The 21,290-nt window shown below is 39.3% G+C and carries 22 protein-coding genes; 7 read left to right on the top strand and 15 right to left on the bottom strand.

Features of this window, described 5'->3' with window-relative positions; all coding sequences use genetic code 11:
• Positions 1–7: 7 nt before the first annotated feature.
• The 5 genes from ftsW to V4596_05690 all read right to left on the bottom strand — a co-directional run bounded on the left by ftsW (position 8) and on the right by V4596_05690 (position 6,579).
• Positions 8–1,123, bottom strand: a complete 1,116-nt coding sequence (ftsW, locus tag V4596_05710) for a putative lipid II flippase FtsW (GenBank protein MES2768627.1) — start codon at positions 1,121–1,123, stop codon at positions 8–10.
• Positions 1,110–2,489, bottom strand: a complete 1,380-nt coding sequence (murD, locus tag V4596_05705; GenBank protein MES2768626.1) for a UDP-N-acetylmuramoyl-L-alanine--D-glutamate ligase — start codon at positions 2,487–2,489, stop codon at positions 1,110–1,112. Before murD ends, ftsW begins: the two co-directional genes overlap by 14 nt.
• Positions 2,490–2,545: 56 nt before the next feature.
• The gene (gene mraY / locus V4596_05700) at positions 2,546–3,622 is read right to left on the bottom strand and encodes a phospho-N-acetylmuramoyl-pentapeptide-transferase (GenBank protein MES2768625.1); all 1,077 of its coding nucleotides are present in this window, start codon (positions 3,620–3,622) and stop codon (positions 2,546–2,548) included.
• Positions 3,623–3,683: 61 nt separating this feature from the next.
• Complete coding sequence (murF, locus tag V4596_05695) at positions 3,684–5,084, bottom strand: UDP-N-acetylmuramoyl-tripeptide--D-alanyl-D-alanine ligase (protein MES2768624.1); 1,401 nt, start codon at positions 5,082–5,084, stop codon at positions 3,684–3,686.
• Positions 5,085–5,100: 16 nt separating this feature from the next.
• The gene (locus V4596_05690) at positions 5,101–6,579 is read right to left on the bottom strand and encodes a UDP-N-acetylmuramoyl-L-alanyl-D-glutamate--2,6-diaminopimelate ligase (GenBank protein ID MES2768623.1); all 1,479 of its coding nucleotides are present in this window, start codon (positions 6,577–6,579) and stop codon (positions 5,101–5,103) included.
• Between the two features lie 152 nt (positions 6,580–6,731).
• On the opposite strand from V4596_05690, the gene V4596_05685 reads away from it, so the two are divergent.
• Positions 6,732–7,190 carry an HNH endonuclease signature motif containing protein gene (locus V4596_05685; protein MES2768622.1) on the top strand — a complete coding sequence of 153 codons (459 nt, stop codon included), beginning with the start codon at positions 6,732–6,734 and terminating at the stop codon, positions 7,188–7,190.
• On the opposite strand, the gene V4596_05680 is transcribed toward V4596_05685, so the two are convergent.
• Entirely contained in the window at positions 7,187–8,011 is an 825-nt protein-coding gene (locus V4596_05680) for a hypothetical protein (protein MES2768621.1), read from the bottom strand. The genes V4596_05685 and V4596_05680 overlap by 4 nt on opposite strands.
• 142 nt (positions 8,012–8,153) lie before the next feature.
• Entirely contained in the window at positions 8,154–9,584 is a 1,431-nt protein-coding gene (locus V4596_05675; protein MES2768620.1) for a hypothetical protein, read from the bottom strand.
• A 118-nt stretch (positions 9,585–9,702) separates the two neighbouring features.
• On the opposite strand from V4596_05675, the gene V4596_05670 reads away from it, so the two are divergent.
• Positions 9,703–10,164: an HNH endonuclease signature motif containing protein gene (locus V4596_05670; protein ID MES2768619.1), complete on the top strand. Its 462-nt coding sequence runs from the start codon at positions 9,703–9,705 to the stop codon at positions 10,162–10,164.
• Here the strand turns inward: V4596_05670 and V4596_05665 are convergent.
• On the bottom strand, positions 10,161–10,418 hold the full coding sequence (locus tag V4596_05665) for a BrnA antitoxin family protein (protein MES2768618.1): 258 nt from the start codon (positions 10,416–10,418) through the stop codon (positions 10,161–10,163). The two genes, V4596_05670 and V4596_05665, sit on opposite strands and share 4 nt — an antisense overlap.
• Positions 10,402–10,635: a DUF4160 domain-containing protein gene (locus tag V4596_05660; protein ID MES2768617.1), complete on the bottom strand. Its 234-nt coding sequence runs from the start codon at positions 10,633–10,635 to the stop codon at positions 10,402–10,404. The genes V4596_05665 and V4596_05660 overlap by 17 nt, the downstream gene beginning before the upstream one ends.
• Positions 10,636–11,040: 405 nt before the next feature.
• On the opposite strand from V4596_05660, the gene V4596_05655 reads away from it, so the two are divergent.
• A complete protein-coding gene (locus tag V4596_05655; protein ID MES2768616.1) occupies positions 11,041–12,216 on the top strand; it encodes a transglutaminase-like domain-containing protein in 1,176 nt (391 codons plus the stop codon).
• 14 nt (positions 12,217–12,230) lie between these two features.
• On the opposite strand, the gene V4596_05650 is transcribed toward V4596_05655, so the two are convergent.
• The 5 genes from V4596_05650 to mraZ form a co-directional block, all read right to left on the bottom strand.
• Positions 12,231–14,183 carry a penicillin-binding protein 2 gene (locus tag V4596_05650; GenBank protein MES2768615.1) on the bottom strand — a complete coding sequence of 651 codons (1,953 nt, stop codon included), beginning with the start codon at positions 14,181–14,183 and terminating at the stop codon, positions 12,231–12,233.
• A 98-nt stretch (positions 14,184–14,281) separates the two neighbouring features.
• Positions 14,282–15,457 carry an ATP-binding protein gene (locus tag V4596_05645; protein MES2768614.1) on the bottom strand — a complete coding sequence of 392 codons (1,176 nt, stop codon included), beginning with the start codon at positions 15,455–15,457 and terminating at the stop codon, positions 14,282–14,284.
• Positions 15,458–15,612: 155 nt separating this feature from the next.
• Positions 15,613–15,918 (bottom strand): histidine kinase, encoded by a 306-nt coding sequence (locus V4596_05640; GenBank protein ID MES2768613.1) that lies wholly within the window; start codon positions 15,916–15,918, stop codon positions 15,613–15,615.
• Positions 15,915–16,820 carry a 16S rRNA (cytosine(1402)-N(4))-methyltransferase RsmH gene (gene rsmH, locus V4596_05635; protein MES2768612.1) on the bottom strand — a complete coding sequence of 302 codons (906 nt, stop codon included), beginning with the start codon at positions 16,818–16,820 and terminating at the stop codon, positions 15,915–15,917. Before rsmH ends, V4596_05640 begins: the two co-directional genes overlap by 4 nt.
• Positions 16,820–17,308: a division/cell wall cluster transcriptional repressor MraZ gene (gene mraZ, locus V4596_05630; GenBank protein ID MES2768611.1), complete on the bottom strand. Its 489-nt coding sequence runs from the start codon at positions 17,306–17,308 to the stop codon at positions 16,820–16,822. The genes rsmH and mraZ overlap by 1 nt, the downstream gene beginning before the upstream one ends.
• Before the next feature lie 181 nt (positions 17,309–17,489).
• Here mraZ and V4596_05625 point away from each other — a divergent pair, with 181 nt between their 5' ends.
• The 4 genes from V4596_05625 (at position 17,490) to V4596_05610 (ending at position 20,085) form a co-directional block, all read left to right on the top strand.
• Positions 17,490–18,419, top strand: coding sequence for a zinc ribbon domain-containing protein (locus tag V4596_05625; protein MES2768610.1), 930 nt, complete (start codon positions 17,490–17,492; stop codon positions 18,417–18,419).
• A gap of 49 nt (positions 18,420–18,468) precedes the next feature.
• Entirely contained in the window at positions 18,469–19,107 is a 639-nt protein-coding gene (locus tag V4596_05620) for a thymidine kinase (protein ID MES2768609.1), read from the top strand.
• Between the two features lie 19 nt (positions 19,108–19,126).
• A complete protein-coding gene (gene hpt / locus V4596_05615) occupies positions 19,127–19,657 on the top strand; it encodes a hypoxanthine phosphoribosyltransferase (GenBank protein ID MES2768608.1) in 531 nt (176 codons plus the stop codon).
• A 143-nt stretch (positions 19,658–19,800) separates the two neighbouring features.
• A complete protein-coding gene (locus tag V4596_05610; protein ID MES2768607.1) occupies positions 19,801–20,085 on the top strand; it encodes a hypothetical protein in 285 nt (94 codons plus the stop codon).
• Positions 20,086–20,100: 15 nt separating this feature from the next.
• On the opposite strand, the gene V4596_05605 is transcribed toward V4596_05610, so the two are convergent.
• On the bottom strand, positions 20,101–21,290 hold a 1,190-nt coding region (locus tag V4596_05605; protein MES2768606.1), incomplete at its 5' end, for a M14 family metallopeptidase.

Here is a 21,290-nt window from a genome sequence, read left to right as displayed (position 1 = left end):
AAAGCGACTAAGCGCCTTTTGGTTGGTAGGTGCGTTGAATGTTAAGAAGAAGTCCAAAAAGGATACATGATGCTAGCAATGAACTTCCGCCGTAACTTAAGAATGGCAGAGCCAACCCTTTTGTTGGAACTAAGCCAAAGACCACGCAGAGGTTGATCAGAACTTGAACTGTGAACACCAAACAAAGGCCCATGGCCATCACTTGGGCTTTGAGATCTTTTAATCTTGCAGTCATCTGGAAAGCTCTAAACATTAAGAATGCGTAGATGGAAAAAAGAATCATCACTCCAACGAAACCTGTTTCTTCTCCCAAAACGCTGAATATGAAATCCGTGTGCGCCTCGGGTAAGAAGAAAAGTTTTCCTTGGCCCTGACCAAGACCTGATCCGAAAAGTCCGCCTGTATAAAAACTGAGTAAACTTTGAATCACTTGGTATCCGCCGGTTGCGATCGCAGCCCATGGATCCATAAACGCCATCACGCGCGCTTTTCTGTAAGGAACCTGCATCACCAATGCATAGAAACTCATCGAGGCTACGATACTTCCTGAGATCACCCAGAACCAACGAAGTCCAAAAGTAAAAAGAAGTGCAAAGATTACAAACGAGCACACTGCAAAGCTACCAAAGTCAGGTTGCTTTAATAAAACTGGCAGCGGAAAAAATAAAAGCGATGAAAGAAGAAATGTTTTTAATTTATTTTCTGATTGATCAAACTTTGAAATCAAATAGCCCATCAAAAGCGGAAGAGAAACCTTTAAGAACTCAGAAGGTTCAAAATAAATTCCTCCGCCCATGTGAATCCATCTGATTGCCCCTCCGGACTTCACCCCAATTCCCGGAATGAGAGTAAGACAAATCAAGATACCAAAAAATAGCCAACTTAAGAATCCAAATTTACGGACAAGACTGAAAGGAACCGTCGCCGCTCCAAAGAGCGCCACAATTCCAATCACCGAAAACATCAATTGTTTCTTGAAATAAAAATAACCATCGTTACGCGACTCGATGGCGAAAATAAAACTCGAACTGTATACCAAGATGATCCCGACACCAATCAGTGTCAGAATCGTTAAAAGCATTGTCCGATCTAATTCTAAAAAACTCTTTTTAAGAAAATTCACTTACCAACTTCTTGAAGTAATTGCCTCTCTCTACATAATTATCAAATGTATCGAAGCTTGGGCAACCAGGAGATAGTAAAACTGTATCCCCTATCCTAGACTTTTGGTAAGCCAAGAGTACGGCTTCCTCAAAAGTTCCTATCAAGAACGTCTCAGAGAAGTCTCCAAGATCGCGATTGATTTTTTCTTTTGCTTCACCGACCAAGATCAAGTTTTTGACTTTTTGGCGGATCGGCGTCTGAAGTTCCGTGAAATCAAGATTTGAATCCTTACCACCCATAATCAGAATCACGTTCTCATCAAAGCAATCCAAAGCACGTTTTACAGCATGAACGTTGGTGGCTTTTGAATCATTGTAGAACATCACTCCGCCAGCTTTACGCACGTATTCAATACGATGTGCAAGGCCCTGGAAACTGTCCATGACTTTTTGAATGGCTTCATGTTTTGCGCCAAAATCTCTCGTTGTAAGAATCGCTGCCATAATGTTTTCCACGGCATGCTTTCCTCTCATCTTGAGGTTTGCTGTAGAGTAAGTTTCTATTTCTGGTCCCACTCTCACTTTAATTTCTCTATTCGCCACTAAAACCGCACCACCAATATTCATAATCTGTGGCTCAAGAGCAACTTTTCTAGAGAAGTAGAAAATTCTTCCGCGCTGAACAACTGGATCACGCGCAAGATCCACCACACGGTTGTCATCAGCATTTAACACGCTTGTTGTGTTGTGGTTTGTATTTCTAAATAATTTTCTTTTTGCACCAACGTATTCATCCATAGATCTGTAACGATCGAGATGGTTTTCACCGATGTTCATGAAAACGATATTCTTAGGGTTGAAAGTATCAACGTGTTCCAATTGAAAAGATGAAGCTTCAACGATAACAACGTCAGCTTTTTCTTTGTTGCGCACGTACTCGATGAGTGGCGTACCGAAGTTTCCACCCAACCAAACTTTTACGCCTGATTCCGTCAGCATCAACTCAGCCAATTTGCATGTTGTACTCTTACCGTTTGTACCCGTGATGGCGATGATTGGTTCTTCGATAAATTGTGCGGCGAACTCGATATCGCCAGTCACTTTTTTTCCGTTCTTGCGAGCGTACTCAAATACTTTAAGCTCGGGTGAAACTCCCGGGCTCAAGATAATCATGTCTTGCTCTAGCAATAACTTTGGAGTGTGACCACCAAGATCATATTCCAATTCTAAGTTATCGATTTTTTCTAATGCCTGTGAAAGCTCCGCCGGAGATTTGTGATCACTCACCGTAACCTTTGCGCCCATTTCCACTAAAAACTTTGTCAACGCTACCCCGGTTGAAGAAAGTCCTACGACCATAACTTTTTTGCCAGCTACGTCTTTCATAATATACCTACCTTATATTTCAAGTGAAACTAGCCTCTGGCTAGTTTCACTTTTCTTTATCTTAATTTTAGAGTGCTTAAACTTAAAACGGCCAAGATGATTGCAACAATCCAGAATCTTACGATTACTTTCGGTTCCGCAATTCCCTTCAATTCAAAATGATGATGAAGAGGAGCCATTTTAAAAATTCTTTTTCCTGTTAATTTAAATGATGCCACTTGCCCTATCACAGAGAGAGCTTCGGCAACAAAAACTCCTCCCACAATAATCAACAACAATTCGTTTTTAGTTAACACCGCAATGGTTCCAATGAATCCACCAAGACCTAGAGATCCGATGTCTCCCATAAATACTTGTGCCGGATATGTGTTGAACCACAAAAATCCTAAGCCTGCTGCTATCACTGTCGCAGCTATTGGAGTGATCTCGCCAACGCCTGGAATATATGGAATTTGTAAATACTGCGCAAGGCTGTAGTGACCCGCAACATACGCGAAAAGCGCATAAGTTCCAGCAGCCACAATCACCGGCACAATAGCTAATCCATCCAGTCCGTCTGTCAAATTCACCGCGTTCGCGCAACCAGCAATCACGAGTGCTCCGAAAGCGACGTAAGCCCAACCTAAATCAAAAACGACGTCCTTAAAAAATGGAACATAAACTTCCGTAGAAAAATCATGACTGTAAATAAGCCAAGCAATCACGATTCCAGAAATCAAAAACTCTAAACCGAGTCTCACTTTTCCAGAAACACCTTTTGTATTCTTCTTTTTTACTTTCATTTGGTCATCAGCATAACCGATCAACGCAAATCCGAGTGTAATAACAAGAATGGCTTGAACCATCGGATTTAAAAGATCTGTCCAAAGAAGACTTGGAATAAAAATACACGCTAAGATTAAGATTCCACCCATGGTTGGGGTTCCAACTTTTTTCTTGTGACTTTCTGGTCCGTCATCACGAATGGATTGATTCATTTGCTTTTTAATTAATTTTTTGATGAAAGATGGTCCCCAAAAAATGCAAAGACCAAATCCGGTCAAGAATGCAATAAATGTTCTAAATGTGATGTATCTGAAAACGTTAAAAGCAGAGATATCTTCAGCCAGAGCGTAGAGCAATTTGTATAACATTTAAATTCCGTATCCCAAGATGTAAAAATTAATTCACCTGTTATGATTTGGTCGTTCCATCTTAAACGTTCCAATTGACGGGCTGAAAATGCGGAACTAATTTTTCAAGTCGCGCACCTCGAGATCCCTTCATAACAACAATATCTGAAGGTTCTACCATAGATGCGACTTTGACTGCAAGACTTTCTTCATAACCATTTGATATAAATAAGTTTTTTGAATATTGAGACTTCTTAATTCCCGCTTCAAAAGACTTCGAAAACTGTCCAAGAAACCAAACCACCTCGAATCCTTTTCTACCAATAAATTCTCCAAGCTCAGAGTGAAGCTCATCGGCCTGCTCACCCATCTCGAGCATATCCCCAAGGATAACAATTTTTTTTCCATCTACTGTAAGCTGCGAAAGATTATCGACGAGAGCCTTCATGCTGTCGGGGTTTGCATTGTAGCCATCAAAAATCAAATTTGCTTTTGATTTTAGATGAACCAGCATGTTTCTCCCCCACACGGTTTGACAACTAGGAAGTGCTGACCAAATATTTTCCGGAGTCATGCCTGCTGCAAGTGCAATTCCTGCGGCACCCATAAGGTTTATCACATTGTGTGCTCCAAATACAGGAATCACGACTTCACCAGGAACACCTTTGATTGCTCCTGTGATTCTTAAGTGCTCCAATCCCATTTCTTTTAATTCAAAATGAACATCGACATCCTTCTTGACTGAAGAAAAAGTAATCGCATGTCCTTGACCTTTAAACTCTCTATACATTTCGGCCGTAGAATCATTATCGAGATTGAAAACCTTAATATTATCCCCTCTAGATTTTCTGTAGATATCGCTTTTCTCTTTGGCGATTCCTTCCACTCCATCAAAATCCATTAAGTGCGCACGCCCTACGGTTGTCACAAGTGCAATATCGGGATCTGCCATTTTTGTAAGAGCAGAAATTTCTCCCGCATGATTCATCCCGATCTCTACAATTCCAAACTGCGTATCTGGCTTTAATGCAAGAAGGGTCAAGGGAACTCCGAAGTGATTGTTGAAGCTTTTTTGAGAAGCGTATGTTCTAAATTGTTGGGAAAGAATTTTCTCGGTGAAAAATTTTGTAGTGGTTTTTCCGTTCGAACCCGTGATACCGATGATTTTAAAAGGATATGCATGTCTATAGGACGATCCCATGTCTTGAAGAGCTTTTAGAGTATCGTCCACTTTTATGAGAGTGATTCCGACTTTCTCTTTGAGGTCTTGAGAAACCAGGGCGGCCGCCGCACCCTTCTCTACCACTTGAGCGACGTAATCGTGACCATCAAAGTTCTCACCTTTAAGCGGAATAAATAAATCGCCTTTTTGTATTGTTCTGGAATCCGTGGAAATACCGTAAACAAAAGAATCTTGTTTTTGAAGGAGTTTTCCTTTAGTCATTTTTACTAATTCATCGACTGTGAAAAATTGATCAGCCATATTTATTCTTCCTTATTTATTTGCTTAAATATTCTTTTACAACTTCCACATCATCAAAGTAGTGCTTTGTAAGGCCTACGATTTGGTAGTCTTCATGACCCTTGCCAGCAATGAGGACTGCATCTCCATTTTTTGCAATATTCAGAGCTTTTTCAATGGCTTTCTTACGATCGACTTCAATTTCATAATTTTTGCGACCGGCACATCCTGCTTCAACGTCTTTTATAATTTGCGCAGGATCCTCTGTTCTTGGATTATCCGAAGTGATCACGGCAAAGTCAGACATTCTAGAAGCAATTTCACCCATAATTGGACGCTTCCCTTTATCGCGATCACCCCCGCAACCAAAAACAGTAATGATTTTTTTATCGTTCTTACTCTCTTTCCTAATCTCTCCCAATGTTTTTAAAACATTTTCTAGAGCATCCGGTGTGTGTGCGTAATCTACAAACACATGAATGCCTTTATTGTTCGCAACTTTTTCAAGTCTTCCGCGAACTCCTGTAAAGTTTGAAAAAATCTCAATCGATTTTGATAGAGGCATTTGCTTAGCAAGCAAAACCCCAAGAGTTGCTAGGTAATTTAAAATATTAAACTGTCCTGACAGATGAATCTGCGAAGCGTATTTTTTCCCTTGGTAATTGATATTTAATCTCTGACCGGCAAAGCTTTGCTCTAGAATTTCATAAGTCAAATCGGAGTTCTTTTCGCCGTAGGAGATTTTTTGTACATTTTTTGGAATTTGAATCTGCCTACCGTAAGGATCGTCTTGATTGATGACTGCGTACTTTGATTTTTTAGGAGAATTTTTTAAAATTTCTGTAAAGAATTTTTCCTTAGCTTTAAAGTACTTTTCCATATCACCATGGTAATCTAAGTGATCGCGCGTGAGATTCGTAAAAATTCCTACATCAAACTCACAAGAGCTCATTCTATCTTGATCAATGGCGTGGCTTGAAACCTCTACAGATAAGGCTTTCGCTCCGAGCTCTACAAAATCTCTTAATCGAGAGTAAAACTCTAAACTACCAGGAGCTGTCAAATTTGTTTCCCATTTTTTTACTTTTAAAGAAGATCCGGCATAATGATGATCGATGGTTCCGATCACTCCTGTACCTAAATTGAATTGATTGAGAGCAAACTCTACCATATGTGAAGTCGTAGTTTTTCCGTTTGTTCCAGTGACTCCAACACAAAAAAGTTTTTGTGAAGGAGAACCAAAATAGGCGTGGCAAAGTTGGTCGAAAGCAGCTCTGGAATTCTGAACGATGATTTTTTCACCTTTAAAATCTTTGGCAGCCGAACCTTTACTAAAGGCGCTAGAATCTTGAACCACGATAACCGCAGGATTCTTTGCTATAACTTCATGGAGCACCCCGTGAGCATCAAAAGTGCTTCCTTTGATGGCAACAAATATATCTCCAGCCTCCAAAATTCGATGATCTTGGCAAGGTTTTGTGTTTGGATATTTTATAAAAAGATCAGTAATATTCATATTTTAGTTATTCTCATAGCTCTTTTATTTTTGCGATTTACATTTATTGATAAATTTTAACAGTATTTTCTTGAAAAACACTCACTAAAATAACTAGACTGTGCCAAGTCAAATTGGGGCAATTTAAATATTCAGATTTCAAAGGGGGGCTAATGAAATCAATTCTGCTGGGGCTATTCTTACTTACAATCACACTTCAATCTCAAGCTTATCCGCTGGTACCAAATCCAGCATGGGCTCAAGGCTCTCTCTGCAATAAGCAAAATCCTGATTATCAAACAGATCGCTATGCTCAAAAAATTCCATACTGCAAAAGAAACGTGGAGTGGGAATTAAAACAAGAACTCTACGACCTTTATAAAGTTCCAGAAAAATGTCGAGGCCAATACACGATTGATCACATCATCCCACTTTCAATTGGTGGTGATAACACTGCAAAAAACCTATGGCCAGAACACAAAAACATAAAAGCTACTCGCCTATATTTAGAAGAGGAAGTCTTCATGGCCGTAAGAGATAATCAAATGTCACAAAAAGACGCCATCGCACTTATCTTGAAGACTAAGAAAACTCCAGTTCAACTTAAAAAAGGAAATTCAGACTGCGATTAACGGAATAAGGATTTACACAGAGCGCTTAATTGAGCGCTTGATCTCTTCTTTTTACTGAGGACGCCAAGAATTCTGTAAACTGTAAGTCTCGTTTCTTCCGCGGCCTTTATCTTTTCCTCAAGCAATTCATCATTTACAAAGAGGATCTTCTCTATTTCAAATCGAAGTGTAGAGGATCCTACAAACAATTCTTGCGCCGCCTCTTGTATACCAATGCCATTTTTTAGAAAATTGATTCGGTAATCATTACCCAAATTAAAAATGGGCCAACGAATTTTTGATCTTTTGTAGTGCTCCTCTGAGGCTGTGATCATTTCACTTATGGCTAGAGCCACTTCTTGGCTGAAGTTTTCTATGGATTTTCTGTCCAACAGACGATGTAGATCTTTAGCTTTAATCAACCTGGCGTGGAGCTCAAGCAACATCAGTATATCGCTGTAGAGTCGCTCTACTGGCGGCAATATGCTTCTTTGTTTAGCTGTCATATGAATATTGTATGCGCTTTTCATATTATAAACGGATTCGATATCTGTAGCTACTCTCCATTCCGATTTGAGCGCAATCGAGGAAATGCCTTCAGCTGTATACTGTTCAAATAAAGCATTTCTAATTTCCTTGCGTGAAAGCAGGATCGGACTGCCTTTAGGCGAAGCCAAGGAAGTATAAAAATCTGAAGCCTCATCCGAATAGTTATTATGATAAAGCCTGTTCATCATATACCAAGAAAAAGAATTAGGTATGAAAGTCTCAGCCCGAGATATTTCTGTCCATTGAAAAGCACTCAATATTAAAAGCAAATAAACAAATATTTTCCCCAACATAACTACCCTCAAAGCTTTCTGAATGGCCTATTGACCAAGCGTAGAGTGAGGGTAGGTTTATTGATGACAAAAAAGCAAAATGGTTTTTAAAAAGTAAATATAATACCCTATAGAGATATCCTAAAAATTACATTATAGGTTTCTAATTTACAAAACATGATTGAACACACTCTTGACTTCTTAAAGTTAGGGCAGGCGTTCTACACTCTTGAGTATTTTTATGTCTAACTATTTTGACCGAGCTATAACTGATAGTTGGATTTGTTTTGTTAAAATGAGCCAGACAATTCTGTTTAGCGTAGTACTCTAATCCATTTCTGATAGTTGAACTTTCTTTCAGATAACTCTGCGGAGTATTTCTACTGATGCCAATGCCGCCTTTGGTAGGACTCGATTGGGCAATGACAAAATCAAAATCTTTGTACGTTAGAGAATTACATTCACTTACCTTAGTTAATTTTTTAAATCCAAAAGGATCTTCTCCTACTTGATCAATAATCACAATGTGACCAGAGATCGCAACGATGTCTCCGTCCTTTAAAGTTCCATGACTATAACCAAATTTCGCAGGCTCAATGCAATCCATTCCGTTTCCTGAAGGATTCATATATGCTTTCGCCGGAATCCCGTGAACTAGGGAAGCCTTCATGTCTGTTTTTGCAGAAATTCTTGCGCCACCACTTGCAAGTGAGGAAAATACAAATCCCGAACAATCAATTCCTAAAACATTTGTACCAGTACCTCCATCCTTAAAAAAATCGAGTACCTTAGGTTCAGCAGATTTGGTGTAAGGCTTTCCTCCGTAATCATAAATCAACGGGGAATTGGCCACGGTCACACAATTTTTTTCATATTGCACATTCTTAATGTAATAATGAGAAGATTGAACTTCAGAAAGACTGGCGATCTCTCTTTTCTTACCACTGCCTGAGGAATGTGTTCCCGTGATTTTAATTCCTTTAACACTGGCATCGTTATCTCCCATGGGCTTTCTTTCTAGGGCATCACAACTTTGATAGGCCACGGCCAAAGCAAAATGACTTCCGTGGCTCACCGGTGATGTTATCGGTTGCTCAATTGGCTCTTCGATAGGTTGCTCCGGCTCTGGTTCTTCACAATCTAGATTCAGCTCTTGGCTGAAGGCCAAAAGTGAATTTACTTTTTGAGATATTTTTTCGGTATAGGCACCGTACTCAACGCCATCTTTTACGCCCACTTCGAAGGCCGCTAAACTTTCTTTTAAAATTTTAGGGCGGGTTTCATTGTTGAGGGTGAAATTGATTTCTTTGTAAAAATTTAAAATATTTTCTTTTAGATTTTTTGCTTGTGCCGCAGATAGATTTTTCCAAGTCTCTCGAATTCTTTTTTCGATGAGAGGTTCAAGTTCTTCTGCTCTGATGATTTTTTCCGTTTCGTCATACCCTGCCAAAAGAACATCAAACATTCTGCTCTTGGCTGTTTTACAACCAATGTTGTCTACGAGTTCATTGGTTTTTTTACCTAAAGTTTTAAAACTAGGAGAGCAAGCTGCGGATGTGAGTAGAATTGTGATCGACCAAAATAAAATCTTCATAGAAGATCTCTTCGGCTGTCCTAAGAATGAGTAATACTAGACTTTGGGCCTAAAAATTATGAAATCGTAGGAAAGAAAATAAGCCTCTCATACAATCCGTGATGTGGGAGGGGTAGGAATGAAAATATTCTTATTAGGGATAGTTTTATCCATTGGTTTTTCTTTTCAGGGGTTTGCGTATCCTTTAACCCCAAATCCCGAATGGGCTGAAGGCTCGCTCTGCAACCGACAGAATCCCGATTACTCTGAAGACCGCTACAAAGAAAAAATCCCCTACTGCGAACGAAACGTTTCAAGCTCCACAAAAAAATCCCTCTACGAACTCTACAATATTCCAGAAAAATGCCGCAATAAGTACACGATCGATCACATCATTCCACTCTCAATTGGCGGTGATAACTCTCCAGAGAATTTATGGCCCGAACATGAAAAAGTAAAAGCCACCCGGCCTCAATTAGAAACGGACCTTTACTTAGAACTCAAAGCTGGCAGACTAAAACAAAAACAAGCAGTGCAGATTATATTACGCGAAAAGTACAAAAACTCCGCAATCCGTTCTATTGATTCAAAATGTAATTAACCTAATTTTTTAATTTTTTGCTCAAGAGCCTCAATTCGTTTTTCTAAGCTTGGGTGTTTTGACAAAGTTTCTCTAAGAGTTCTGTTTATCAAGGACTGATACTTATCACCCGTTTCTTTAGCTTTTTTACGATAGGCATCGAGAATATCTTGATCCAACATTATCGTGATACGCTCTTTGATATTCTGAGGATCAAAAGCATTACTGGGTATTTCTACTTTTCCATAAGTTATTTTTTTATTCTTGGTACTCATTCCAAACCTCCCATAGAGTGCTCTCTCGTTCTTTCAGATATTGACGAATTTTTTTTAGAGAATTTTCTGTAAACCCAAAACTTTCTATACATTCCCAAGATCTCATATCAAACTTTGCCTCTGCCTCAGGCCCACAAATATGTACATGAGGAGGAAAATGATCCTTAGGGTAAATAATTACTTTTAAATTCCAAATCCGAAAAACTGTAGGTGCCACAATAACTCCTATATTATACATATACTATATGCATAATTCAATAAGTTTAATTGAACATAGGTATTGCAAGAGCGATGCGGTGCTGAAAATCTGTTTTAATCGATCTAACCTACGGTCACAGACGAAAACCGAATCATTGTCTGAAATTCGTGAGACCAACTCGCTCGCGTACGCGTAAGCCTATCTGTGTTCCAGCTGGTATCAAATCTGCATTTTAATTGTTATGGCAATTACGGGTGCACTTAAAAGCAATACGTTGATTTTGATGGCGTTAATTTGTGTAGGTACTTTACAGGTACCGACCAATTTCGCCTATGCCCTGAATTGCTCAGCCTTTTTTCTATCTTTAGATAATAAAACTGTTTTAGGGAATGCCTATAATTTCTTTCCAGCGGAGTAGTTTGTATGAAGCAAATTTTATTATCAATTATTTTTCAATTCCTCTTTATCCATACTGTCCTTGCCCAATTCACTGCCGGAGATGCAAAGAAAGCTTCTGGCTTTGAGTTGAGTCTGCAAGTGACAAAAGCAATTTCTAGTTTAGCTTCAGCTTGTGGATCAAAGGTCTCTAATTACTTAGTCAAATCCATTCAAGAAGGCACTCCATTTTCCGAAATTCAAATAGAGCTGAACAAATTAACCCAATCAGCAGATTGCCTTAAAGCGTTCAGAAAATTTCAAATTATTCAAAATGAACTTTATTATAGGGGCAATAAAAATTTAATTGCCACTCAGCAAAAATCTCTGCGCTTATCAAATCAATCCGGTGTGAGGGTAAGCACCGCCTCAACAAATGCACAAAATCTAGATAAATATTCTATTCAAGTACTCGGTAAGGAATTAAACTCTTTGGCACTAACAGGCGTAATACCACCCAACGCCAAAAAAGCTTATTTGAAGATTTCTCATGAAAATTCAAAAGAAGGTATTTTTCAAATTGTAAAATTAGATCTTACCGGGAGATGGACTGAGCGTGTTTTTTTCAGAGAGGGTCCTGGCGATTATAAAATATCGTTTCTAGCAAAGACTTCTTCTGGGAGTGAAAAATCAGACAACTACATTGTCTATGACGATCTAGAGGTTCAATCTGAACTCACGCTCAACCCAGATTTAATGCCCAGTCATCATGTTGAAAGTGATTCGCAAATAATTATTAACTTAGCAGCTGAAATCACTAAAAATAAAACCTCAACTCTGGACAAAGCTAAAGCTTTGTATGACTGGATAAAAGATAATATTTCCTATGACTACTCATCTTTAGAAAAAGCTTCAACCGGACTGAGTTATGAAGATATTCACTCTAGAGATTTTTCGGCAATATATACGTTGCAACGTAAAACGGATCTTTGCGTCGGTTACGCAGCTCTGTATGCGGCGCTATTAAGAGCATCCAATATCCCGACTCGAATTATAGTTGGTCAAGCTACGGTTGGATTCCACGCCTGGAATGAAGTTTTAATAGATGAAAAGTGGATATTGACCGATGTCACCTTGGAACACACTACCGGTAAGGACTATTTCAATGCGGAGCCAGAATTTTTTAGACAAGAACATCTTAGCTCTGAGAGCACTCTTTACTGATAATAACTTTATTCTTAACGAAAATAGACCTTGATAATTTTTGAATCGTCTTTGGATTCAGAAGTGACTTTGTAGCTCTCACCACTTCCATAGATTTTTACTTTTGCGTTTTTTTGGTCTCTTGTTTTTTCCATCACTTCACGAACAGTTAAGCCAACTAAACGGTCTTCATCCGTTTGTGGAATGTCTTTGTTCACTTCACGCGCCAATTTCATCACGATGTCTTTGGCTTTTTTCTCTAGTTTTGTTTGATTACCAATAACATTCTCTTCCGTGAGGAGAATTGGACTGATACCTGACCTTCTCATGGCGAAGCTAGCTACTTTTGCGAATACTGGAGCGGCTACTTCTGATCCGTAATATTTTTTCTTAGGATTATCGACCGCTACATAAATCACATACTTTGGGTCATTTGCCGGAATAATTCCCGCAAAAGAGGAAATGTATGCACCTTTCATGTAACCGCCTTTTTCAGAATCTACTTTTTGAGCAGTCCCTGTTTTACCCGCGACAGGAAAACCAGGGACTCTTGCATTCACGCCAGTTCCCTCGTCCTGAGTTACACCCATGAGCATAAGGAGCATTGTCTTTGCCTGCTCTTCTGAAAGTACTCTTCTGATTTTTCGGGCCTCAAAAGTTTCTTTGTCGTCAGTCATTGGATCTGTTATGGATTTTACCAATAATGGCTCTTTTAAAACTCCACCGTTAGCCAGTACTGTGTAAGCATTTGTAATTTGCAATGCGCTCACAGCAATACCGTGACCAAAAGAAATATTTGCAAGACTCACCTCACTCCATGGAGTTGGTGGAATGATCCCTCTCGAATCACCACCCAAAGTGATTCCAGTTTTTTGTCCGAATCCGAAATCATCTAAGATTTCTTTTGTCTTCTTTGCTCCTAGTTGGAAACCAATTTTAACCATACCTATGTTTGAAGATTTGGCTAAAATTTCACTCACCGTTAGCCACTCCCATTTGTGCTCCTGGGTTGCTTCCTTGATCACTCTGTCTGCCACTTTCATTAAACCTTTTTCACAATAGTATTTTGTATTTGGCTCTAACAGTCCCGCTCTAAGAGCACCTGCCGCCACAAAAGACTTTAGTGTACTTCCCGTCTCAAAAGGATCAGTTACAACTCTATTCTTTCTAGAATTTGGATCTGCTTCTAAAGCCTCGTTGGGATTGAAGTCCGGATAAGACGACATTGCAACAATCTCATTCGTTTGTGCATCCATAACAACACCCACAGAAGTGTCAGCTTCATTCTCGACAAGTGATTTTTTTAGTTCCTGCTCAAGAACATATTGAAGTTCACTATCAATCGTTAATTCAATGGTCGATCCATCGGGTTGATCATTAAATAATTTTCCATTTGCAAGCAGTGGTCTTCCTCTAGCGTCTCTTTGAATTAGCATTTTTCTTTGTGAACCCGAAAGCTCCTCATTGAATTTTCCCTCGAGGCCTCCCAGACCTTGTCCTTCCTGACCAACAAACCCCAATGTTTGAGAAAGTAAATTGTGATTCGGATAAATCCTTTTTGATTCTTCCACAAAACCCAAGCCTTTGATGTTGAGCTTGGCAATCTTGTCTCTTTTTTCTTTTGTCATCTGGCGATCAAGCCACACAAATCTTTTGTTTTTATCGGAGATCTGTTTATAAACCGCGTTTCCCGATCTACCCAAATACCAGCCCAACTTGATAGCCGCTTGTTTGGGTTTCGCAACAATCGATGGATCTGCAAAAAGTGAGTAAGCGGTAATGGATGATGCCAATTCTTTTTTGTTACGATCCAAAATAATTCCACGCGTAGGCTGAAGCGTCACCACGCGTTTGAATTGTCTTTCTTGAAATGCTTTTAGTCTTTCGTTAGGAATAATCTGAATATAGAAAGCTCTTAAGACTAAAATTGAAAACAATGTGAACAATAAACTAACAACTATGTAGAAGCGAATCTGGCTGAATTTCATTACTTTATTCTATTTCGACTGAGGTTTTTTAGGTAGATCTAACCACCAGAACCAAGGGTGAACCTAGACCTTGATCCCATGCAGAATTGAAAACGCAATTAAACTATAATTCTATCGGGTGGGAAGACAGCGGAAACGGTTGTTCCCCTTCCTTTTTCGCTCTGAATCTTGAGATCTCCGCCATGGAGCTTCATGACTTGATTACAAAATGGCACTCCTAAACCCAAACCTGTGTCCTTGTCGTTGGGAGTTCGAACATTTTGACCAAAAGGTTCGAGGGCAACGCTCACTTCCTTTTCCGTCATACCGATGCCCTTATCTATCACGTTGAAAATAAGATTTTTTTTGTCATTCACCGTGCAGTGAATACGAATGGGTTCGTGAGAAAACTTCAGAGAATTGACAATCAAATTGATTAAAACTTCCATTGCTAAATTCTTATCGCACCTTAGAGTTTCTCTAGCTGCTCGCTTACATATCTCCACTTGAATCGATCGAGTTGGGTACATGGGTTGAATGAGATTAAGTGACAATTGGATAAGCTTTGCAGGCGCCACACGCTCTTCTTGTAAAGTTAATGTCCCTGATTCGATCTTTGCCATATTGAGAATTCTAAACACTATGCTCTTAAGATGGCTCGCTCCCTCAACTATATTTTCAATCATTCCTGCATAGCCTTCTAAATGCTCGTTCTTAGCAATTTCTTCTTTTAATAGTTCAGAAAACCCGATGATAGAATTGAGAGGGCTTTTTAATTCGTGATTGAGATTTGCCAAGAAGAACATTTTTCTTTGACTACTTTCAAATGTTTCAGCTTTCTCTCTTTGAAGCGTCAGCTCCTTTTGCTTCCATAAAGACACATCATGATGAGTTATAATAAAGCCATCGAGCACATCTTTTGTTTGAACGGGATGCATATGACTGAGAAACCATTTTTCATGCACTGGAAATTCTAAAAATTTTGGCTTAAGGTTTCCAGATATAGCTTTCTTTAATATTTGTTCTATTTTTTCTTTAACCGATGGAAGATAGATGTTTCTTTTTTGATAGGATTCTAATAGTCCAAAATAATCTTCATTGGTGTAATCTTTGTCCGCTTTAATCCCGAACATTTCCTTCCAAGATTCGTTATAACGCCTGACTCGCCCCTTCTTGTCCAAAACCACAATTGGTAATGTAAGATTGTTCATTACAAAATTTAGATCATCCACAAGAATGGATTTCTTTTTTAAAGTTTTCTTTTTAGATTGCGCGGTCTTCTTTTTTTTAGCCATAGATTTGAGTGTTTGCCTAACTGAAATCTATTTTAAACAAATGGTGTTGTATGTTAAGCAATTATTAAGCGGATTGTAAAAAATCAAGGCTTTAGAAGAGATAATTATTCAAAATCCTAGACTTTAAGCAAACAGATTGAATTCAAAGTTAAGAATTAGTTCTGCAAAACAATTTTTTGGCCAGACAGCTGAACAATCTGTCCCTTTGTTGGTTTTTGGAGAGATAAACGTTTCTGAGCGATATTTTCGATCCTCTCTGGGCGCACAAGCTGAGCCAGAGTCATCTCTTGAAGACGCTTTGTTTCTGTCAGAGTCTTGTGTGTTCTTGAGTCCTTCAAGAGAGAATAGCCCACTCTACGAACTTCCATTTTCATAAATACAACAGTAAGCATGGTGAAGATGATCAATCCCACACTGATAAAAGGTTTTATTGCTGTTGAGGTTTTAACTGATGATCTCATACTTCTACTGTCCTCTCAAAGACTCTGAGCTTTGCGCTTCTAGATCTAGGGTTATCTTTTTGTTCCTCTTTCGAGGGTTGAATTACTTTTTTAAAAACAGGTTTTCCAATATGGCCGAGAGTCAGTAAAAGTCTTTTCACTAGACGATCTTCGCTCGAATGAAAAGTGATGACAAACAAACGACCTTGGTAATTTAGCATCTCTACCAAATTTGAAATGCCCTCATGAGTAGCATTCATTTCGTCGTTCACGACAATTCTCAAAGCTTGGAAACATTCCGTAGCAGGATGGTGTCCGGACTTTTTCCAACCCAAAGATTTTGCAATAACGTCTGCCAACTCCAGCGTAGTTTCAAATGGCTTTTCGTTTCTTTTGTTTACAATAGCCTTAGCTACGCGAAAAGACTTTCTCACGTCGCCGTACTTGAAAAAAAGATCCGCAAGATCCCTCTCGTCCCAGTTGTTCACGATCTCTTTTGCAGAGAGATCTTGCGTTGGATCCATCCTCATATCTAGAGGACCTTCGTGATAAAGGCTGAAGCCCCTTGATGGTGTATCTAGCTGTGGGCTACTCACGCCTAAGTCCATTATTATGCCGTCATATCTTATGTCGTTACCAGATGCAGAATCACTGTTGTCGTACTTTGAGAAGTTGGACTTCTTAATTCTCAATCTTTTGTTATATATATATTCCGAAAATTCTTTTGTGCCGTACTCGATCGCATCGGGATCTTGATCCAATGCAGTCACTTGGATAGTCGGAAAGGCTTCCAAGATTTTTCTGGTATGGCCGCCTCTTCCAAAAGTGGCGTCCAAAAAATTTTCTTTTAATCCCTCTTTCTCAGAAAAGATATTTAGAATCTCTTGATACATGATGGGTTTATGGAGAATTGGATTAGTCATCACTTCTTCCGATCCGTTGGTGCATCTTCAAGTTGAGCAATGATGGCTAATGTCTCATCAAAGTTCTCAGTCACTTTATCATAGAACTTTTTCCATATTTTGTGAGACCAGATTTCAAATTTATCGTTCATTCCCACAACTATGATTTCGTCACCGAGTTCTGCGTAATTCCGTAAACTCATCGGTATCAATATTCTATTGTTCTTATCGAGATCGAGCGGTTGTCCTCCTGACAAATAAAATCGTTGAAAGGCCTGAACTTCGGCTTTCAGAGAGGAGAGCTTTGAAATCTTATTCTCGAGAATCTTCCATTTTGAGGCAGGATAAACATCAAGGTACTTAAACCCTTTTGAAAATCCATTTGTAACGACGAGCTGCTGCGAACCAAGTTGTAGATCTTTGCTGTCCTGACCTCTGAAAGAGTTCGGAAGAATAAGTCTCCCTTTCTCATCAAGTTTTTGATCAAAACGACCTTTAAAAACAAACATATTCCATCCTGGATTTTGTTGAGATCGGTGTTGCCACCTCTCTATAGAAGGTGAAAGTCCATCCTTGGACTCTCTTCAAAGAGAAACTTGAGGTAAACCCACAAATTTCCACTTCATCCCACTAACTCCCACTTTACCTTAGAACAATATTGCGTCAAGTCTTGTTTACAAATTAAGCGGCATGATTTACTGTGTTAAGTATAAGGAAACAGACATCATGATGATGACTTGCCCGAAATGCGGGTTTGAACAACCGAAGGATCAGTTTTGCGCTAAGTGTGGCGTAAACGTAGATAATTACAAACCGACGGTAGCATTATCAGCTGGACTAACGTCTTTATTAAAACCCATCGCTTTTGTGTTTATCATTGTGGGCGCTATCTTTTTTCTCTTTAAAAACGTAGCGCAAAATACCATTGCTCCTCCTGAAATCGAGATCGAAGAGAGCACGCAAATTGGCTCAGGCGCTGGATCACTCAAGATGGCTGGATCTACTACTCAAAGAACTGAGGGCACAGCACCGCCGACAACCGAAAGGGCTTTAGAGGTTGTTTCCAACTCTGCAAATTCCCAAGCAGGAATAAAAGCAGCTACTACCGAAGCTCCTCGAGCAAAGTTCAATCAAGTGCAAGTGAGCTTTACAGTCGGAGAACAAGGCGGCCTTGATCAACTCGCAGCCAATGATGCAAAACCAAATCAAAATTGGCATCTAGTCCCTCAAGCCAATCCGATTTTTTCTTCAAATCCCGAGGAAGTGACTTTAAAAAATGGCAACAATACTTTTGAATATGCCGACGAACTTATCACTTATGACATGAATTTTTTCATAGAGGAAATCACCGATAAAGATATAAAAATCAAACTCAATATCAAGAGAACCTTGCGAGTTGCCACGCAAGAAGGAAGCTCTACAAATTCCTTTTCTCTCAACGAAAAAATCCCGCTCGATCAGACATTGATCATTATTGATGCACTTCCGAGAAGAGCCTCCATTGACAGACCCAACAGTATTCTGTCAACCCTATACAAGTCACAATTGTTCCTTTCTCGCGCCTCAGAATTTGTGCAAATCATTAAATTCGAAAATCCCTCAAATTCTCCTCAAGAATAGTTGCAATGACCCAATTTTTTTGAATAGAATCTTTTCTTCGGAGGTATCTATGGCGGTTCACAGCGGTCATACACCATGGAACGGATCTATCGAGGTCGTTGTTGGAAGTATGTTCAGTGGAAAAACAGAAGAGCTTATTCGTCGTGTAAAGCGCGCGCAATTAGCTCGTCAAAGAATTCAAATTTTTAAACCCAAAATTGATGATAGATACAGCGCCGACAGTATTCATTCTCATAGCGATCAAACTGCAAAGGCAGTCATAGTAGAAACAGCACAACAGATTTTAGAATTAGTCAAAGACACAACCAGAGTGGTTGGTATTGATGAGGGTCAGTTCTTTTCACGAGATATCGTAGATGTTGCAACCACGCTCGCCAATCGTGGCGTAAGAGTGATTATCTCTGGCCTGGATACTGATTGGAAAGGTCGTCCCTTCCATCCGATGCCGGAACTAATGGCTGTGGCTGAAACTGTCACAAAGCAACATGCGGTGTGCATGAGCTGCGGCGGAGTTGCTTGTCGCACGCAAAGAACTGTGAAATCCACAGACGATATCCTTGTTGGGGCCCTAGATGCCTATGAAGCCCGTTGCCGCCAGTGTTTTGACCCACTTTTTGAAGAACAACTCTCTTTCAATTCCAAAGAAGATAGTGTAAAAAGCTTAGATAGAACACAACTGCATACTTAATTCCTCAAAGGACTTTTTAATGGAACAGCTGAAATTATCATCTCTTATCTCTGACAAAGAAATCGCCGAACGCGTAAAACAACTTGGTGAAACATTAACTGATAAATTCAGAAATAAAGACTTGGTTGCTGTTTGCATTTTGAAAGGTTCATTCGTTTTCTTTTCAGATTTGATCAGAGCCATCAACTTGGACTTATCTTGTGAATTCCTGGGAGTTTCTAGCTATCATGGTGGAACAAAGTCTTCTGGGGAAGTGAAACTCACTTTAGATCTTGCAACTCCAATCGAAGGCAAACATGTTCTTCTCATCGAAGACATCGTGGACACTGGCCTGACAATGAATTACTTGATTAAAAATATCGAGCAACGAAAACCAGCAAGTGTTACAACTGCCTCATTACTATTCAAACCTGCAGCTTTAAAAGTTCCCTTGAAAGTGGATCATGTTGGATTTGAAATCAAAGACCAATTTGTAGTTGGTTACGGTTTAGATTATCAAAACTTCTACAGAAATCTTCCATTTATCGCCCAAGTTGAGAACATCAACTAAGATTCTTCTTAAATTAGTCTAGCTTAGAGTCATAGTGCCCCCAAAACGATGAGCACGGGTTTTGCTTTATGTATCTCCTGAGGTCACTTTGAGTCTATCGAAGTGACCAGTTCGGGGGAATTATTAAAACGCCATTAAAGAAAGTGCTTAACATCACACCTTCACTAGTTATCGAACTCGAGGCCATGGGCTACCACTCACTAGAAGACCTAAAGAAAGTGGGTTGGGAAAAACTTTGCATCACCTATTCCAAAACTCATTCTGCCGCTCTTACGCCAGAGTTTTTCACTTTGCTCTATGCTATCGTTCACAATACACCACTCCGAAAAGTGACCAAGGATAAAATCAAGAAAGCAGAAAAGCTTTGTAAAAAAACAAAAGCCGGATTTGATCCCGGCTTTGCAAAAAAATCTAAACGTAAAACTTAACACATTAAGATTAAATCAAAATATTGGTGTGTTGAATCCCAAGCTCTTATGTTGTGGCTCCAATACTTTGTATGGATTGTCTGTGTTTTCGATCAAGTACATTGCAGGTTGAAGATTCTTTTGGAATACGCTGTCGATGATGGCTTGTCCTGGGTAGAATCCACCTTCAAACATATTTTCTGGATCCAACTCAAAAGTGAACGAAATGATCTTGTGTTCACCGTAAGACCAATCCGTTGTATCCCCAGAAGTAATGTATAGCTCTGAAGAATTTTGCGGAGTGTATCCATTCCATTGAGCCATAGTTTTGCCCATTGTCTCGTGAACTTTTCTGTCCGCCTCATCTTGAATAGAATCGTATTTGTGGCCCCATGGATAAAGAATCAATTTTGAGTATGTGTGGAAAGAAAGAAGTGTTGTGATATTCTTTCTGTTCTCAACAAAATTTTTGATCGCTTGAGTTTCTGGTTCACTAAAAGGCGCTGGTCCACGATAGATATCGCTACCTGGATCGTTACTTGATCCTTCGCCGCCCCACTTGTAACCGTAGTTTCTATTCAAATCTACGCCCATTGTTCCGTCATTGTTTTTGATTCTATTTTTTCTCCACATTTTGTAAGAACCCGAAGAAATATCCCACTCAACTCCATCTGGATTTACCATTGGAATGATGTGAACTATTCTAGTTTGGAGAAGGTTTTGAATTGTTTTGTTTCCAAGATTGTATTGCTCAACCAAGTACTGAGCGAGCATCAATGGAACTTCTGTCGAAACATGCTCCCTAGCATGGTGAGTTCCCATAAAAACAATTGCTGGCAAATTGATTTCATTTTCAGGAGTTGCTGTGATCTTAATGTTGATGATGTCTCGACCTTCAACAGATTTCCCAATTGTCTCTACCTGAACGATGTCTTTGTTTGTATTCTTCAAAGTATCAATAGCCGTAACGACCTCTTGATAGTTGTGAAATTTTGAGTCTTTATCAGGAAAATCCATTAAATCAGGTGAGAATGGAAAGCTCACATCCACGATGCCCATTTTTTCTAACTTTACTTTATCTGCAGGTCTTGCGAGAACAGTCACGTAATCTGCCTGAACAGATTCAATTGTTACGCCAAGGTTGTGAATTTTTGTACGATCTTCTTTTGTAGAAGCTTTAACTTTCATCCAAGTTAAATCTGTTGAGATGTTAACGTGAGCTTGTA

Source organism: Bdellovibrionota bacterium, assembly GCA_040386775.1.
Taxonomy (GTDB): domain Bacteria; phylum Bdellovibrionota; class Bdellovibrionia; order Bdellovibrionales; family JAEYZS01; genus JAEYZS01.
Note: the sequence above shows the minus strand (reverse complement) of the source record. Positions and strands in the feature narration are given on the sequence as shown.